Origin of the sequence: Litoribacter ruber, from assembly GCF_018500185.1 — a bacterium.
In the GTDB taxonomy this organism is placed as follows: Bacteria; Bacteroidota; Bacteroidia; order Cytophagales; family Cyclobacteriaceae; genus Litoribacter; species Litoribacter ruber.
Genome location: NZ_JAHBGI010000007.1, coordinates 68,552 through 86,010 on the forward strand (window position 1 = coordinate 68,552; position 17,459 = coordinate 86,010).

The following is a 17,459-nucleotide window of genomic DNA, read 5'->3' on the forward strand; positions in this document are numbered from 1 at the left end:
TTTGTCAGTTATTGGAATGGGTAACCCCATTTTCATGACCAAAATCAAGTAGCTAATGGCCTCAATTATCTTGAGAGGCTCAAAATATTTTATTCTTCAATGAAAATTTCAATCAATAGGTTAAAAGATTTCATACTGCTGAATCAGTCTTCTGAAGAGATTGCCGATATGCTTACCCAGTCGGGTTTGGAGGTTGAAGGAATCGAGAGGTTTGAATCTGTGCCGGGCGGCCTGGAGGGCATTGTGATCGGTGAGGTATTGACCTGCGAGCCGCACCCCAACGCCGACAAGCTCACTCTTACTACTGTGGACACCGGCAGTGGAGTCGTGCCGATCGTGTGTGGTGCACCTAATGTGGCCCAAGGGCAAAAAGTCGCAGTAGCGACTGTTGGAGCTACTCTTTACCCAAAAGGAGGTGATTCATTTGTGATAAAGAAGGCCAAAATCAGAGGTGAGGCTTCCCAGGGGATGATTTGTGCCGAAGATGAACTTGGACTGGGTGAAAGCCATGCCGGTATCATGGTACTGGACACGGACCTGCCAAACGGGACGCCTGCAGCGGAGTTTTTCAACATCAAGCATGATGACGTGCTTGAGATTGGCCTTACTCCTAATCGGGCCGATGCCGCCTCGCATCTTGGGGTTGCCAGAGACTTGAAGGCTATCCTTCGGTCTGAAGTTTGTCTGCCATCAGTAAAAGAGTTCAGCGTGGACAATACTTCCCGTAGCATTGCAGTGGAAGTGGAAAATGCCGAAGACTGCCCTCGCTATGCCGGCTTGACCATCAGCAATATCAAAGTCGGTCCTTCTCCGGAGTGGCTTCAGAACTATCTGAAAGCCCTGGATCTGGATCCGATCAACAATGTGGTGGATATCACCAACTATATTTTGCACGACCTTGGACAGCCTTTGCACGCTTTTGATGCGGACAAATTGGCCGGAGAGAAGATCGTGGTAAAAAAACTAGCTGCTGGGACGGAATTTATTACTTTGGATGAAAAAGAGAGAAAGCTTACCGGCGATGAACTGATGATCTGTGATGCGGAGAAAGGGCTCTGCATGGCGGGAATCTTTGGAGGACTGGGGTCAGGTGTGTCTGATCAAACCACCTCCATTTTCTTGGAAAGTGCCTATTTTTCTCCTGATGTAATCCGTAAAGGCAGCCAGCATCACGGATTGAAAACCGATGCATCTTTCCGGTTTGAAAGGGGAACCGATCCCAACATGCCGATTTATGCGCTTAAGCGGGCAGCCCTTTTGATTAAGGAAATTGCCGGAGGGGAAATCAGTTCGGAAATCGTGGACCTTTATCCCAATCCGATTGCTGATTTTGAGGTAGCAGTAAAGTATAGAAACATTACCCGCTTAATCGGTAAGCACATCGAAAAAGAGGAAATTAAGGCTATTTTGACCCATCTCGACATTAAGGTTGTGGATGAGACGGAAGAGGGCTTTAGGGCTATTGTAAAGCCATACCGGGTGGATGTGACCAGAGAGGCAGACATCATTGAGGAAATCCTGAGGATTTACGGTTTCGAAAAAGTTGAGTTGACGGAGCATTATAGCTCTGATTTCTTGGCCGAACATCCCGCCAAGGATGGCAATAAACTTCAGTACAGACTTTCTGAGCTTTTGGGAGGCTTTGGCTATCAGGAGATCATTACCAACTCGCTTACCAAGCCGCAATATGTGGAGAAGGCGGGCTACCTGAAGATGGAGGATAATGTGGAGATCCTAAACAAGCTGAGTGAAGATCTAGGGGTGATGAGGCAGACCATGCTTTTTACAGGTTTGGAAGTTTTGGCTCACAACATCAACAGGAGGCAAAAGGACCTGAAGTTTTTTGAGTTTGGAACCACTTACAAAAAAACTGCCGAAGGGTATCAGGAAGATCAGGTATTGGCGCTGTTCCTGACGGGAGACAAGGGCTCAGAGAGCTGGATGGAGCCATCTAAGAAGGTAGCGTTCCCTGATCTTTACAGCGTGGTGGAAAGGCTTATCGAAAAGCTAAACCTTCCTGAATTGCATATGGAAATAATCCATGATGCTCCTTTTGACTATGCATTGGCTTTGACTTTGGGCAAAAATCCTGTGGGTAAGATCGGGTTGATTTCCGCAAAGGTTTGTAAATTGGCCGAGGTGAAGCAGGAAGTTTTCTATGCGGAGCTCAATTGGGACTATCTGCTGAAGAAAGCTGCGGGATTGAAGAAGTATGAAGAAATATCCAAGTTTCCAGAGGTGAGAAGGGACCTTTCGCTGGTGATTTCCAAGGAAGTCACTTTCGATCATATCAAGCAGCTGGCCGTGAAGGCTGGCGGAAAACTTCTCAAGCGCATCGGGGTGTTTGATGTGTACCAAGGGGACAAGATTGATTCCGACAAGAAGGCTTATGCGTTGAGTTTTTATCTTCAGGATAACGAGAAGACTTTGACCGATAAGGTGATTGATAAGACTATGGGTAGATTGATGCAGTCTTTTGAGAATGAGATTAATGCTTTGATTAGAAAATAAAAATGATCCACGAAGAACTTGACCGGCTAGAGCGGCTTGCCTACCAGGTGAGCAAGAAAATCAACCAACTTGAGGAGGAGAAATCCCTACTTGAGGAAAGGCTTTCCATGGCCGAGTCCAAGTTGAAGGAGAAAGATGATGCTTTGGATCATTTTAAAAATCAAATTAAAATTAGTAAAATTGTAAATAACATACCGGTGGAAAATATGGAGTCCGCCGAATTGAGAGAACGCATCAATAATTATATAAAAGAAATTGATAAGATAATTACCTATTTGTCTGAATAATATGAACACACTTTCCATTAAAATAAAAATAGGAGATAGGGAATATCCTATGAAAGTCAAGGTGGAAGATGAGGCCAGGATCAGACGCGCAGGAAAGCTTATCAACGATAAATTGAAAAGATACAGAGAAGAATTTGGTCTGGATGATAGGCAGGATCTGCTAGCCATGGTGGCCTTTGACTGCATGGTGGAGTCCATGGAGCTTGGTGAAATGAATGCCGAAGGCAGCGAAAAGATCGAGTCTACTTTGTCCCAAATCAATGAACATTTGACATCCTTGATATAATTGTTGAAAATTCGCTCCGTTCGGGACTTTTTGAAAAGCCGGTAGGTCTATAAATCTAAAATATACCTATGGGAGTAACATACATTATTATAGCGGGAGTGGTCGGCCTCATAGTAGGCGGATTGCTGGCAGGTTTTTTTATTAAGAGCAACAATAAAAAGATCGAAGAAGAGGCCCGGGAAAAAGCCAAAAGCACCATCCGTGAGGCTGAGCTTACCGGAGAGTCTATTAAGAAAGACAAAATCCTTGAAGCCAAGGAAAAATACCTACGTCTTAAATCCGAATTTGAAGAGGAAGTAAGTAAGAAGAAGAACATTCTCATCACCAATGAGGGCAAGCTAAAGCAGCGTGAGCAGATCCTTTCCAAGGAAATGGAGCAACTCAAGCGGAAGGAAGCCGAATTGGACAGCAAAAAGGAGAACCTGAATGCCCAGCTACATGCCGTACAGGTGAAAAAAGAAGAACTGGATAGGGTTACCAATCAAAGAATTTCAGATTTGGAGAAAATTGCTCTGCTGACCAGAGATGAGGCTAGGGAGCAGATCATCGAGATGCTGAAAGACGAAGCCCAAACCAAGGCATCTTCCCAAATCAAAGATATCCTAGATCAGGCGAAATTGACGGCTACTAAGCAGGCGAAGAAAATCGTATTGGATACTATCCAGCGAACTGCTACTGAGCATGCAATCGAAAACTGCGTGTCTGTTTTCAACATCGAAAGCGACGATATCAAGGGTAAGATCATCGGTCGTGAGGGTAGAAATATCCGAGCCTTGGAATCTGCCACAGGAGTGGAGATAGTGGTGGATGATACGCCTGAGGCAATTATCATATCTGGTTTTGATCCGGTAAGGAGAGAGGTAGCCAGATTGTCCCTTCACCGATTGGTACAGGATGGCAGAATCCACCCGGCTAGAATTGAAGAGGTAGTAGCTAAAACCGAGAAAAACATTGAAGAGGAGATTGTAGAAATAGGGGAAAGAACCTGTATTGAGCTAGGAGTTCACGGCCTACACCCTGAGTTGATCAGAATGGTGGGTAGAATGAGATTCCGTTCTTCATATGGACAGAACCTTCTGCAACACTCTAAGGAAGTAGCCAAGCTTTGTGCTACCATGGCTGCGGAAATGGGCTTGAATGCCAAACTGGCTAAGAGAGCTGGATTGCTTCACGATATCGGAAAGGTGTATCCAGAGGAGGCCGAGCTTCCACATGCAATCTTGGGTATGGAGCTTGCCAAGAAATATAAAGAGCATCCGGAAGTCGTAAACGCCATCGGGGCTCACCACGATGAGATTGAGATGACTTCCATGATATCGCCTATTGTTCAGGCCTCCGATGCAATCTCGGGTTCTAGACCTGGTGCCAGACGTGAAATCATGGACAGCTACATCAAGAGGCTAAAGGATCTGGAAGACCTTGCGTTGAGCTTTGATGGAGTGAACAAGTGCTTTGCCATGCAGGCAGGTAGAGAGTTGAGAGTTTTGGTGGATGCCGAAAACGTGGACGATAACACTGCAGGCAAGTTGTCCTTTGATATCTCACAAAAGATAGAAAAAGAGATGCAATATCCTGGTCAAATAAAAATCACGGTTATCCGTGAAATGAGGGCCGTAAATTACGCCAAGTAATAACAGCTCAAAAACAAAAGCCTCCTGTTGTAAGTTTTCAATAGGAGGTTTTTTTGTTTTACACTTTTAGCATCAGCTGTATGGCATTACTTCTAAGCAAAAGGAATTCATTGAGTTTGCTCTGGTACCAGTTTGCAGTAATGTCAGGACTGAAGGGGTTGAGCAGGGAAGAAACCAAAATTCTGGAGGAATATTTTCCCTATTACCAGCAGCTCTCGGAGGGTTTTCAAAAGGAATTCCGCCAACGCTTAGCTTTATTTATCTGCAACAAATGTTTTTATGCGAGGGGCGACCTCAGGGGCGTAACTTTAGAGATGAAGGTTCTCATTAGTGCCACCGCCGTAAAACTGCTTTTTGGATTTCCCAAGCATATATTACTTCGCCATTTTGATAAGATACTCATCTATCCCGACCGCTACCTTTCTACCCAAACCAATAAATACCATAACGGAGAAGTAAATCCCCGCTATGGTGTAATCGTAATTTCCTGGAAGAGCTTTATGAAGGGGTTCGCCCTTCCCAATGATGGGGTGAATCTGGGTATTCATGAATTTGCCCATGCCCTCAAGATTGAAAACCAGATCAAATATAATGGGGAACATAGCTTTTTGGACAAAGTCTGGTGGAAGCGGTATATTGAACTTGCAGCAGAGGAAATTCAAAAAGTAAAGGAGGGTGGAAATTCCTTTTTCAGGTTGCAGGCCAGTGAAAATATCCACGAATTTTTCGCTGTATCTGTGGAGGCCTTTTTTGAAAAAGCATCCGAATTCAAGATCTACAATCCGGATTTATATGAAAGCCTGGTGAATTTGCTTCACCAGGATCCCATAGTGCTTTTCGCTGGGGGCATCGTCAAAGAGTTTGCCTTGGCGAAAGCTTGATTTTTCTGTTATTTCTCCACCTCTCTGAGGTTTTCCATCTTTTTGTAAGCCAAGAAGCCATTGATGTCTTCAAAGTGTTCACGCACTCTCTTGTTGCCAAATTCGTAAACCTTGGTCACTAGGCCGTCTAGGAAGTCCCTATCGTGAGAAACCAGGATGAGTGTACCGTCAAATGCCTTCAATGCGTCCTTGATGATATCCTTGGTTTTCATGTCCAAGTGGTTGGTAGGCTCATCGAGGATAAGTAGGTTAACCGGCTCAAGGAGAAGCTTGATCATGGCCAATCGGGTTTTTTCCCCTCCGGAAAGGACCTTCACCTTCTTCATGGAATTGTCTCCGCCAAACATAAAGGCCCCCAAAAGGTCTTTGATTTTCGATCGGATCTCTCCCACCGCAATACGGTCGATGGTGTCAAATACGGTCAGGTTTTCATCCAAAAGCGAGGCTTGGTTTTGGGCAAAATAGCCGATTTGGGTGTTGTGGCCCAGCTCAAGTCTGCCTTCAAAGTCAATTTCTCCCATTATGGCCTTGATCATCGTGGACTTACCTTCTCCGTTTTTACCTACAAAGGCAATTTTTTGCCCTCTTTCGATGGTCATGGAGGCGTTTTTGAAAACCACATGGTCATCATAAGACTTTGAAAGCTCCTCTACGATCACTGGATATTTTCCGGATCTTGGGGATGGAGGAAAGCGTAGTTTTAGTGCAGAGTTGTCCACCTCGTCCACTTCCACGATTTCCAATTTCTCGAGCATTTTCACCCGGGACTGTACCTGTAGGGTCTTGGAGTAGGTGCCTTTGAAGCGTTCTATGAACTGCATATTGTCAGCGATCATTTTTTGCTGCTCCTCGTAGGCCTTTTGCTGGTGCTCGCGGCGTTCCTTTCTTAATTCAAGGTAATGGCTGTATTTGGCTTTGTAATCGTAGATTCGGCCCATTGTAACCTCTATGGTTCTGGTGGTGATGTTATCTACAAATGCCCGGTCGTGAGAGATTACGATCACAGCTTTGGCCTTTTCGGTCAGGAACTCCTCCAGCCACTGAATGGACTCGATGTCCAAGTGGTTGGTAGGCTCATCCAGAAGAATAAGATCAGGCTTTTGAAGCAGGATTTTGGCCAATTCAATACGCATTCTCCAGCCCCCGCTGAACTCCGAAGTCGGTCTTTGGAAATCAGCTCTTTCAAAACCCAGTCCCAGTAACACTTTTTCCACCTCAGCTTCATAGTTGACTTCCTCGATGGAGTAAAACTTTTCGCTTAGCTCTGATACCTTTTCAATGATTTTGTAATATTCCTCAGAATCGTAGTCAGTCCTTACGGTGAGCTCCTCATTTAGGGCTTCAATTTCAGTCTTCATATCCAAGTAGCTGGCAAAAGCCTTGGAAGTTTCCTCAAACACCGTGGCGTCATCTTTTGTGAGAAGGTGCTGGGGAAGGTAAGAAATCACGAAATCCTTTGGTGCAGACACTCCGCCTGAAGATGGTTTGCCCACCCCGGCAATGATTTTCAGCAGCGTGGATTTACCCGCTCCGTTTTTACCCATTAGGGCGATTTTGTCATTCTCGTTGATGCTGAAGGAAATGTTGCTGAAAAGGGCCGAGCCGCCATGCTGCACGGTTAAGGAATCTACTGAAATCATATCTTTGAATTTGAAGGCGCAAAGATAGTAAGCCTTTGGAAATAAACAGCAAAGGCGAACTTAGCAAAAGGCCACAAAGTCTCACCAAGTCTAAATTAAGTTACACAAAGGCAGGGTTAATTTAGACTTGGAAGTTTCTTTTATTTCTCTTGAAAAGAAGGATAAAGGGTCATGCCGCCATCTATGTAGAGGCTGGTGCCAGTAATATAGTCTGCTTGGTCGGAACTCAGCCATACTGCTGCTTGGGCAATATCTTCAGTGTCGCCGATACGTCCGTAGGGGATTTTTTTGAGCATGTTCTTCTTACCTTCCTCATCTTTCCACTCATGTTCGTTGATGGGGGTTTTGATGGCACCGGGTGAAATGCTGTTGACGCGGATTTTCTTTGGTGCCAATTCTTGGGCGATGGATTTCATCATCATTTTGAGGCCACCCTTGGCTGTAGCGTAGTTGACCCTACCAGACCAAGGGATCGTTTCGTGAACGGAGCTGATGAAGATGATTTTGCCACAGGCTTTGGATACTTCTTCCTTGATGCCCTGTTCCTGAAAAACCTTGGCAGCACGCTGGGCGCAAAGAAAAGCACCTGTCAAGTTCGTCTGGATGACTTTTTGCCAATCCTCTAGAGACATTTCCAAAAATGGTTTGTCTTCCTGTATGCCTGCATTGTTAACCAAAATGTGGAGCTCTCCGAAGGTTTTTTTGGTTTCTTCAAAGATCATTTTCACATCCTCTTCCTTGCCTACATCCCCTTTCACGATGATGGCTTTGCTGCCTTTGTCCACTACAGCTTGTTGGGTTTTCTTGGCTCCTTCTTCATCGCCATGAAAATTGATGACAACATTGGCTCCCGCGGCTCCCAGGGCAATGGCGATGCCCTGCCCAATGCCTGAGCTTCCTCCAGTGACTATGGCCGTTTGGTTTCTTAGAAGTAGGTTTTGATCAATCATGTTCCTGAAGTTTTGGTGGTTAATGTGAACTTGCTTTAGGAACATAAAAAAAGGGGAACTGTTTGGTTCCCCTTTTCTAAATCTGTGCATTATATGCTTATTGAGCTTCTACGCCCAAAGCTTTTGCCATTACTGCACCTATTTCTGCAGGAGAGTCGGCTACGTGGATGCCGTTTTCTCTCATGATTCTCATTTTAGCTTCAGCAGTATCATCAGCTCCACCGATGATGGCACCAGCGTGGCCCATTCTTCGGCCTGGAGGCGCTGTCTGGCCGGCGATGAAACCTACAACTGGCTTCTGGTTGCCGTTTTCTTTGATCCACTTAGCAGCTTCAGCTTCATAGTTACCACCGATTTCACCGATCATTACGATGGCGTCAGTTTCTGGGTCGTTCATCAAAAGTTGAACAGCTTCTTTGGTAGAAGTACCGATGATCGGGTCCCCACCGATACCGATGGCAGTAGATACGCCCAAACCTGCCTTAGCAACCTGGTCAGCAGCTTCGTAAGTCAAGGTTCCTGATTTGGAAACAATACCGATACGGCCTTGCTTGAAGACGAAACCAGGCATGATGCCCACTTTTGCCTCACCTGGAGTGATCACACCTGGACAGTTTGGTCCGATAAGTGTAGCTCCTCTCTGCTGGATGTAAGGTTTTGCTCTCATCATGTCCTTAACAGGAATTCCTTCAGTAATGGCAATGATAACCTTGATACCGGCATCAGCTGCTTCCATGATGGCATCAGCTGCAAATGCAGGGGGAACAAAAATAATGGAGGTATCCGCTCCTGTTTTTTGCACCGCTTCTTCAACAGAGTTGAAAACTGGTCTTTCCAAATGGGTGCTTCCTCCTTTACCTGGAGTGACGCCGCCCACTACATTGGTGCCGTAATCAATCATCTGCTGGGCATGGAATGACCCCTCAGAGCCGGTAAACCCTTGCACAATTACTTTTGAATTCTTATTTACTAAAACACTCATGTCGCGATTTTTAAAGTTTGATACAAAAATAAGACATTAAGACCTTTCACAAAAGAATTATCAAACATTCTCAATTTAATTTATTCTAATCATTGTTTTTTATAAATTAGTAGAATACTACAATTTTATGCGAAAGCTTTTTCTTTCTTTTGTTTTATGTTTGCTTGCATTTGTAGGTGTTTCCCAGTCTTTTCAGCAGAATAGGAAAATAAAAGGCTTGGAATTACCCACAAATAGGGTGTTTAATATTCTGCAGGATGGGCAGGGGAAAGTATGGCTGGCTACTGATAGGGGGGCATTTTATACCAATGGGCTGGTCACTCATTACCTTCCTGATTCCATTCACCAAAAATTAAATCGCCGGGTAAATCTTTTTCAGACTCCCCAAAATGACATCTTCATCCATAAGGCATCCTCTCCGAATGAAATTTGGAGGCTGTCTGGAAACAGCTGGTCTATCATAGAGTTGCCCAAAGAAATTACAGAGGGAAACAGATACCGGGGCCATAGTAAAGCTCAGCCGGCGAGTACATCTTCAGGGGAGAAAGTTTTTTTTATGGAACCCGGGCTTATAGCCGTGCTAGAGATCAATACACTTAACTGGGAAGTGGATAACGTGGATTATGACGAATACGGAGATTTTCTTTCAGTGTTTTGCGAGGGGGAATCTTGCAGGATATTTTTTAAAAACGTGGTCGTAGACTACCAAGACGGTCTATTGGATGTTCAGCCCAATCACAATGATGTACTGGAAGGGCCTATATATAAGGTGACCAAAAATGCTGAAACGGGTGAATACTTCTTTTTAGGTCAAAATGTACTGGCCAAAGGGGAAGCGTTAGACGAAGTAGAAAACCGCCTTCATTCAGGCTTTAGCGACAGGCCTTTTGGAAGTATCGATTATTTTGACCTCAAAGTCCAAAATGGGTACGCCTTTTACTTCTTCAACTCACAACTTTTTAGAATAGGGCTAAACGCCAACAGGTCGCTGGAAAGCTTGCCGCTCAGGATCTCAGTGGAGGAAGGGATGCGTACCTATTTTATCCACGGTTTTATGCAGGACCGGGAAGGAGCCCTTTGGCTGGGGAGCAGAAGGGGGGTGACGCAGATCCCTTCATTGGCATTTCAGAATTTCAATACCAGCCACGGCTTGCTGGATGATGAGGTCACGGCTATTCAAAGGCTGGGCAGTGGGAATTACCTTATAGGTTTTCCAAGCGGTGTGCAGTATTATACCGAAGGGCAGCTAAAAACCCTGAGCACTTTCCCGAAGCTAAGAGGGGGGACGGTAAACCGTGTCAACAATTTCACGCAGTTGGATGGGTATTACTATTTCTCGGCAGGTGGTCAGGGCGTGGGAAGAGTAAATCCTAAAACATGGGAAGTGACTTATTTTAAGCCTCCAACAGGCGAGCCTGTTCAATACATCAAAGTGGTAGACGGAGAGCTGTATGTGCTTGCCGGTGCCAGCCTTTTCAGAGCCGATGCCAGTGGGAATCAATTGAATTACACCGATATTTTTGCTTCCGTTTTTCAGGATATTATTGATACTAGGTTTTATGTACGTAAAATTGGGGAACTGGCGGATGGCCGGGTGGTTTATCTTCAGAGTAGGGATGAAGGAATACAGGAGGGGTTGGTAGATCGACAGCATTATATAAGAGTAGGAGGGTATGATTACCTGGAGACCCCCGAAGGCTTATTGATTGGTACGGATGAAGGGATAAAGGTTTATAAAGATGGCCGATTGGAGATGTATCGTTATCAAGGCGATCAGACCTTTGACAGGCCTGCTTACTCCATTTTGAAGGATTCTAGAGGAGGCCTTTGGGTCGGAAGTGACCGTGGGGTATTTCTTATCGATTCGCATAAGGTCCTGAATTTTGACCATACGAGTGGTTTGGCCGGTGATGAAATCAATAGGGGGGCTTTTGTGAAAGGCTATGACGGTAGGATTTTGGTAGGGACAGAAAATGGCCTATCCATTATTTTTCCCAATGAAATCAAAGGAGTAGAGAGCCCAAAGGTTACTTTGGGGGAGACAGTCGTATTGGCATCCAATGCTCAGGACATCGATTTGGAGAGTATACCTTACAATTTAAATAACGTCCAGATTTTCTATGAAGCCATATCATTTATGCCCCAAATGAATATGGAAGTGCATTACAGGCTAAGGGGGCTAACCGATGAGTGGACGGTAATAAAGGATCCCAAAACTTCTTATATTTCATTTAACAATCTGCCGGGAGGCACCTACTACTTGGAATTGAAAGCTAGCCTTAATGGCCAGTTTGAATCCGAAACCGTAGTTTCAGAGCCTTTTAGGGTAGATGAACCCTATTACCTCAAACCGATATTCATCTTTTTGGTTCTGGTGCTCTTTTTGGCCTTAGGGTTCATTCTTAATACTTTGCTCAACCAATTTCGAAACGAGATGCTTTTGAGAAAAACCATTTCCCAAAAGATTTCTGAAATTCAGGTGGCAGAGGAGCAGTTCCGAAATGTTTGGACCAGTTCCAGGGATGGCCTTTGCCTTACTTTGGCTGGGGGGCAGATAGTAACCGTAAACCCGGCCATGGCCAAACTCTGCGGGGTTAGGGAGAAAGACCTGAAAAGTAAAAATATGTCTGTCATGTTTACAGACCTCAATTATTTTGATAAGCAGGGTGCTGAAATCTACCAGAAGTTGCAAGCTAATGGACAAAAAGGGTATTTGAAAGAATTGACCATACCTTTTGTCAGCGGTACCAAAACTATCGAGCTTTTCTCAACCCTCTTGGATATCAAGCACAAGCAGAAGCCGATGATCCTAAATGTGTTTAGGGACATCACCGAGAAGAAAAACAATGAATTGGCCCTACAGCATGCGAAGGACAGGGCGGAAGAAGCCAACAGGCTAAAGTCGAGGTTTTTGTCCAACATGAGCCATGAGATCCGCACGCCGCTAAACGGGATTTTGGGCAGTACCGAAAACATGATTTATACCCACAGAAATAACCCAGAGCTGCTTTCCCAGCTGGAGATAATCTTGGAAAGCGGGGAACGGTTGCTGAAGACCATCAACAGCATTTTGGACATGTCTAAAATTGAGGCAAACAAGCGGGAAATTCATTTTAAGGAAACCAACATCAATGACTTTATCTCCAAAGCCCTCATGCCGCATAAGGCCTTGGCCATGAAAAAGGGCTTATTGCTTACAGCCAAGTTTGAGACCAAATCCTTCATTGCCCCGATTGATAGGGAATCAATAGAATTGATTATCAACCACTTGGTGGGGAATGCAATTAAGTATTCGGAGACGGGCTTGATTCAGATAAAGGTAAAAAATATAGATAACTCGCTATTTATTAGGGTTCAGGATCAGGGGATTGGTATGAGTGAGGAATTTTTGCTGAAAGTTTTCCAGCCATTCCAGCAGGAAAGTGGGGGATATGCCCGTAAATTTGAGGGGACTGGACTGGGGCTTTCCATTACGAAAAGCTTGGTAGATTTGTTAAAAGGGCATATCTTACTGAAAAGTACCCAGGGTATAGGTACTATGGTGACGGTGGTGCTTCCTTTGGAGGCAGAAGTCGTCGTTCAAGACCCAACCGATAATTTTTCCTAAAATTTAATGATGAATCCTTTGAATATTTTAATAACTGAGGACGATACCGTCTCCGCATTACTGCTCAAAAAAGCGCTCGAGAAAAACAACCATAAGATACTAGCCATTGCGGATTCCGGTGAGGAGGCTTTGGAATTCCTGGAGCAGAATACCGCAGACATGGTGATGATGGATATCAACCTAGCCGGGGAGCTCGATGGGATCAGAACCACTGAGATCATCAATGAAAAATATGCCATTCCGGTAGTTTACCTCACAGCCAGCTCTGATGAGGAGACGCTCCAGAAAGTAGTAGGCACCAACCCAAGTGCCTATGTGATCAAGCCCTTTAATATCCGTGAATTAAATATGGTGATTGAACTTGCTATATTTAAGGACAGAAAAGAAAAAGAGCTCCAAAAACTGAATGAGCTTTTGGAGGAAAAGGTGAAAATAAGGACCGCTGAACTCAATGAAGCAAACAAAGAGCTTCAAAGAGCTCTTGAGAAGGAAAGGGAAATCAATGAGCTGAAATCCAGGATCGTTCTCAACGTGTCCCATGGTTTTAAGACCCCACTTACTTCCATCCTGAGTTCGGCCCAGTTGCTGCAAAAATATGCCCAAAAGGATCACCCTTTCAAAGCCAAAATGGCCAAGCATGCGGATAAGATCGAAGCCTCTGTAAGAACGCTCAACAGTCTTTTGACCAACGTACTCTTCTTTGGCAAAGCCGATGAAAACAAAATAGCTTACAAACCGGGCAAGCTTTATACTTCAGCGTTTTTCAATGAGGTGATCGATGTGGTACAGGCTGGGGTGGAAAACAAGGTCAACATTGTCACTAAAATCGAGAAGTTGCCCAAGACTATCTATTGTGATCAGGACCTGCTCTATCAAATCTTTGAAAATCTCTTAAGCAATGCTGCCAAATATTCCAAAGAGAATGGAGAGGTGCTTTTTAAAGTTTGGATGGAGGATAAGACCCTACACGCCTGCATTCAGGATGCTGGTATCGGAATTCCAGACAAGGAGCAGGCCCAACTGTTTGATAGGTTCTTTAGAGCCGGTAACGTGGGGATCATTGAGGGGTCTGGTCTAGGCTTGTCAATTGTCAAAAAGAGTGTGGATGTGCTCAAGGGAGAAGTTACTTTTAAGAGCGAGGTTAAAAAAGGCACTACCTTCTTTGTGAAAATTCCTTTAGAAAAATAAAATGCTGCATACCAAAAATATCCGCTTCCATTACGATACCAAGAATGCCTTCATTATCCCGGATGTGAATCTGGCCAGGGGTGAAAACCTGCTGGTGCTTGGACATTCGGGAAGCGGTAAAACCACCTTTTTGAATATTTTAGGAGGATTACTTGAACCCCATGGGGGCGATTTAAGGCTTGGCAACACTGAACTATATAAGCTCAAAGGGGCCGAGTTGGATAAGTTTAGGGGCAAAAATATCGGGATGATATTCCAGAAGCCTCACATTTTGGCGCCTTTAACGGTGAAGGAAAATCTTCAATTGGCCAATTACTTGTCCGGGGCTAAACCCTACGATATGGATGAAATCCTTTCAGACCTTAATATTTTGGATAAGAAAAACTCCAAAATCAGCCAATTGAGCGAAGGGGAGGCACAGAGGGTTTCCATTGCCAGGGCCTTGGTAAACCATCCCAAGCTGATCCTCGCCGATGAGCCTACCGCATCACTAGACGATGCCAACGCCGAGCGGGTAATACAGCTCTTGAAAAAGCAGGCCGAAAAACTCAATTCAATCCTTATCGTGGTCACCCATGATCAAAGGGTGAAAAACCATTTCACTAACCAGATGACAGTAGGGAAACAATGAACATCTTCAAGTTAAGCTGGAAATACCTCATTTTCAAACCTCTCAATACAACCTTAAACATCCTTTTGTTGGCCCTTGGCCTCTCTGTTATTACGGTGCTTTTTCTAATGCAGAATCAGTTTGAGTCCAAAATGACGCGCGGAGCCGAGGGGGTGGACCTGGTAGTGGGAGCAAAGGGGAGCCCACTTCAACTGGTGCTCTCCAGCGTATATCATATAGATTTTCCTACAGGTAACATTCCCTTGAAAGATGCCCGTGGGCTTACCCGTAACAGGCTCGTCAAATCAGCCATTCCCATGGGTATGGGGGATAATTATCAGGGATTCCGAATCGTGGGCACTAATCACGATTATTTGGAGCTTTATAATGCAGGTCTTTCGGAGGGAGAATATTGGACTAAACCCTTTGAGGTGGTACTGGGTGCAGAAGTGGCCAAAAAGCTGAATTTAAGCTTGGGGAGTGAATTTGCCGGTTCACATGGGATCGCTACTGCCAGCCATGACCACGATGAACATGATTACGTGGTGGTTGGTATTCTGAAAGAAAGTGGGAATGTATTGGATAACCTGGTTTTGACCAGCTTGGAATCTGTTTGGTTCTCGCATGCGGAAGAGCATGACCATGTAGCTATGGGAGCCCCTGTGGTGACCAGTGGGTTGCCGGAAACGGATGAAGAAGGGGTTGAAATCACCACCCTACTGATCCAGTACAGAAACCCGATGGCCGCTGTACAGTTGCCAAGGTTTATAAATAGCCGGACCAGCATGCAGGCAGCCTCGCCGGCTTTTGAGCTAAACCGTTTGTTTGAATTGCTTGGAGTAGGGGTTACGCTCGTTCAGGGCTTGGCCATTGCCATTATTATCATAGCTGGCCTGAGTATTTTCATTGCCTTGTATAATTCCATGAAGGAGCGGAAATATGACCTCGCCGTCATGCGGACCCTGGGAGCCTCTCGCGGGCAGCTGTTCTTTCATATTGTACTTGAAGGGGTTATTTTAACGTTTATTAGTGCATGTGTGGGTGTATTGCTTGGGCACTTTTTTGTCCAGATCTTGGTTAGCCTCAACGAACAGGGGGCAATTGCCGGGATTTCGGCTTGGACCTTTATAGAAGAAGAGTTGTATATTTGGGCTTATGCAATCGGGGTGGGAATTGTAGCCTCCCTGATTCCAGCTTGGAATGCCTATAGGACAGACATTGCGACCCAATTGACGAAATAAATAATACCAAAATAATAGTATGATATTAGTAAAAAGATTTTTGTTGACATTCCTAGCCGTTATGGCTGCGCAGGTAGCCTATGCCCAAGATGTAAGCGTGTGGAGGGATCTTGCCAATGTGAGTTATAAGATTGGTGAAGATGATTTCGGCGAATTGTATGTGCCTGATTTTAGCGAGAAAATCAAAAGCTTGGAAGGGACTGAAGTGACCGCTGATGGCTATATCATCCCTTTTGAAGGCATGTTTAAACCGGAGCATATCATACTTTCCTCACTTCCTTTGGCAGAATGTTTTTTCTGTGGGGCCGGTGGTCCTGAAACGGTGATGGAGGTGATGCTTAAAGATCCCATAAAATACACGTCAAAGCGTGTCCAGGTGAAAGGTACCCTTGTTTTGAACGAGAAAGATCCTGAAAAGCTGATGTACATCCTCAAAGATGCCCAGCTGGTATCCAAATAAAATTGAGCTCCGAGAAATCGGAGCTTTTTTTATGTCGACCGCAGAATTGACGTGATGGAAAAGTCCTATGTTTTCATGGAAATTAGCAGAACAGGCGGGAATGTGTTAAGTATGTGGCCGACATCCTGCCTACATCCCTTAAGTATCCCTTGAGTATCCCTTGGATATCCCTTGGAAATCCTGCTCTTATCCTGCCTTTGTGATGCCTTTAGATCTAGAGTATATAGCGAGCTTCAGAGAAAAAGCCCCTTATGACATGGCAGGCATTGCCAAAAGGGATAAATGATTTAAGGCAGTTTATTCCGAGCTGGCTTTTTCTAGGACACTAAACTTTTCCAGGAGCTGTTGGGTCATTTTGCCTGGTATGGCCTTGCCGATTTTTTGGTCATCTACCTGGGTCACGGGAAGGATTCGCTTCGTGGTGCTGCTCATGAATACTTCATCAGCCTCAAACATTTCCTCAAGGCTGATATCCCTAACCTGTGCCTCGGGAACCTGACTGAGGATGAATTTCCGGGTAACACCATGCAAAATGTTTTCTTTTGGGGTGACAAGGATGCCGTCTTTTACAATGAAAATGTTACTCCTGCTACTTTCCGAAATAATCCCTTTAAAATGATAAATCAGGTCTTCCACGTTGTTTTCCTTCCAGGTAAGGCTGGAATGCACCGCTTGGCTATAATTGGTGGTCTTCACTTCGGGAATGGGTCTCACATATTCTGAGGTGATGAGTTTTACACCATTTTCATATTTGGATGCGGCAGGCATCTGAAGGTCTTCACAAAAGATAAACAAAGATCCTTCTGCCGGGCTAAAATGGTTGGGCGAAATTCCCCCTGACAAAACCATTCGGACTCCGCCCTCCTTGAGGTCGTTTTTTTCAATAAGCTCTGAAATGATCTCTTCAAGTTCTTTTTTGGAATAGTCCAGAGGAATTGCTGTGATCTTCGCTGATTTGGTAAACCTTTCCAGATAGTCGGAAAGCAAAATCGGCTCATGGTTGACAGTTCTGAAGAAATCAAAGATGGCATATCCTCTGATCAAGCCTATATCGGCAGGATGGAGGGTGGCCGACTGGCTAGGAATGATCTCATTTTTTGCAAAACAATAGGGTCTCATAGGCATGTTCAAGGAAGGGTGATCCATGTAATTTAAAGATTATCTAGACTTTAACTACAGAAAATT

Annotated in this window: 14 protein-coding genes; 10 read left to right on the top strand and 4 right to left on the bottom strand. The window is 44.8% G+C overall.

The genetic code is table 11. The annotated features are described in order from the left end of the window. Positions 1–99 precede the first annotated feature (99 nt). The 5 genes from pheT (at position 100) to KIH41_RS11405 (ending at position 5,596) form a co-directional block, all read left to right on the top strand. Positions 100–2,511, top strand: a complete 2,412-nt coding sequence (gene pheT / locus KIH41_RS11385) for a phenylalanine--tRNA ligase subunit beta (protein ID WP_214162456.1) — start codon at positions 100–102, stop codon at positions 2,509–2,511. 2 nt (positions 2,512–2,513) lie between these two features. Beyond that, the gene (locus KIH41_RS11390) at positions 2,514–2,798 is read left to right on the top strand and encodes a hypothetical protein (protein ID WP_213945816.1); all 285 of its coding nucleotides are present in this window, start codon (positions 2,514–2,516) and stop codon (positions 2,796–2,798) included. A 1-nt stretch (position 2,799) separates the two neighbouring features. Continuing rightward, positions 2,800–3,084: a cell division protein ZapA gene (locus KIH41_RS11395; protein ID WP_213945815.1), complete on the top strand. Its 285-nt coding sequence runs from the start codon at positions 2,800–2,802 to the stop codon at positions 3,082–3,084. Positions 3,085–3,152: 68 nt separating this feature from the next. Then, positions 3,153–4,715 (top strand): ribonuclease Y, encoded by a 1,563-nt coding sequence (gene rny, locus KIH41_RS11400; RefSeq protein WP_213945814.1) that lies wholly within the window; start codon positions 3,153–3,155, stop codon positions 4,713–4,715. A gap of 80 nt (positions 4,716–4,795) precedes the next feature. Further along, positions 4,796–5,596 (top strand): zinc-dependent peptidase, encoded by an 801-nt coding sequence (locus KIH41_RS11405; protein WP_246539093.1) that lies wholly within the window; start codon positions 4,796–4,798, stop codon positions 5,594–5,596. Positions 5,597–5,604: 8 nt separating this feature from the next. Here KIH41_RS11405 and KIH41_RS11410 read toward each other — a convergent pair whose 3' ends face one another. The 3 genes from KIH41_RS11410 to sucD form a co-directional block, all read right to left on the bottom strand. Further along, entirely contained in the window at positions 5,605–7,236 is a 1,632-nt protein-coding gene (locus KIH41_RS11410) for an ABC-F family ATP-binding cassette domain-containing protein (protein ID WP_214162457.1), read from the bottom strand. A 140-nt stretch (positions 7,237–7,376) separates the two neighbouring features. After that, complete coding sequence (locus tag KIH41_RS11415; RefSeq protein ID WP_214162458.1) at positions 7,377–8,186, bottom strand: glucose 1-dehydrogenase; 810 nt, start codon at positions 8,184–8,186, stop codon at positions 7,377–7,379. 97 nt (positions 8,187–8,283) lie between these two features. Beyond that, on the bottom strand, positions 8,284–9,168 hold the full coding sequence (gene sucD, locus KIH41_RS11420) for a succinate--CoA ligase subunit alpha (RefSeq protein ID WP_213945811.1): 885 nt from the start codon (positions 9,166–9,168) through the stop codon (positions 8,284–8,286). Between the two features lie 127 nt (positions 9,169–9,295). On the opposite strand from sucD, the gene KIH41_RS11425 reads away from it, so the two are divergent. From KIH41_RS11425 to KIH41_RS11445, 5 genes are read left to right on the top strand one after another with little or no spacing between them, the layout of a single operon-like run. Beyond that, positions 9,296–12,775 (top strand): sensor histidine kinase, encoded by a 3,480-nt coding sequence (locus KIH41_RS11425; RefSeq protein ID WP_214162459.1) that lies wholly within the window; start codon positions 9,296–9,298, stop codon positions 12,773–12,775. Between the two features lie 9 nt (positions 12,776–12,784). Continuing rightward, a complete protein-coding gene (locus tag KIH41_RS11430) occupies positions 12,785–13,963 on the top strand; it encodes a hybrid sensor histidine kinase/response regulator (RefSeq protein WP_213945890.1) in 1,179 nt (392 codons plus the stop codon). A 1-nt stretch (position 13,964) separates the two neighbouring features. Continuing rightward, a complete protein-coding gene (locus KIH41_RS11435) occupies positions 13,965–14,594 on the top strand; it encodes an ABC transporter ATP-binding protein (RefSeq protein ID WP_213945809.1) in 630 nt (209 codons plus the stop codon). Then, positions 14,591–15,814 (top strand): ABC transporter permease, encoded by a 1,224-nt coding sequence (locus KIH41_RS11440; RefSeq protein WP_214162460.1) that lies wholly within the window; start codon positions 14,591–14,593, stop codon positions 15,812–15,814. The genes KIH41_RS11435 and KIH41_RS11440 overlap by 4 nt, the downstream gene beginning before the upstream one ends. A gap of 19 nt (positions 15,815–15,833) precedes the next feature. Then, the gene (locus KIH41_RS11445) at positions 15,834–16,274 is read left to right on the top strand and encodes a hypothetical protein (RefSeq protein ID WP_214162461.1); all 441 of its coding nucleotides are present in this window, start codon (positions 15,834–15,836) and stop codon (positions 16,272–16,274) included. Positions 16,275–16,571: 297 nt separating this feature from the next. Here the strand turns inward: KIH41_RS11445 and KIH41_RS11450 are convergent, their stop codons facing one another. Continuing rightward, positions 16,572–17,420: an aminotransferase class IV gene (locus KIH41_RS11450; RefSeq protein ID WP_246539095.1), complete on the bottom strand. Its 849-nt coding sequence runs from the start codon at positions 17,418–17,420 to the stop codon at positions 16,572–16,574. Positions 17,421–17,459 lie beyond the last annotated feature (39 nt).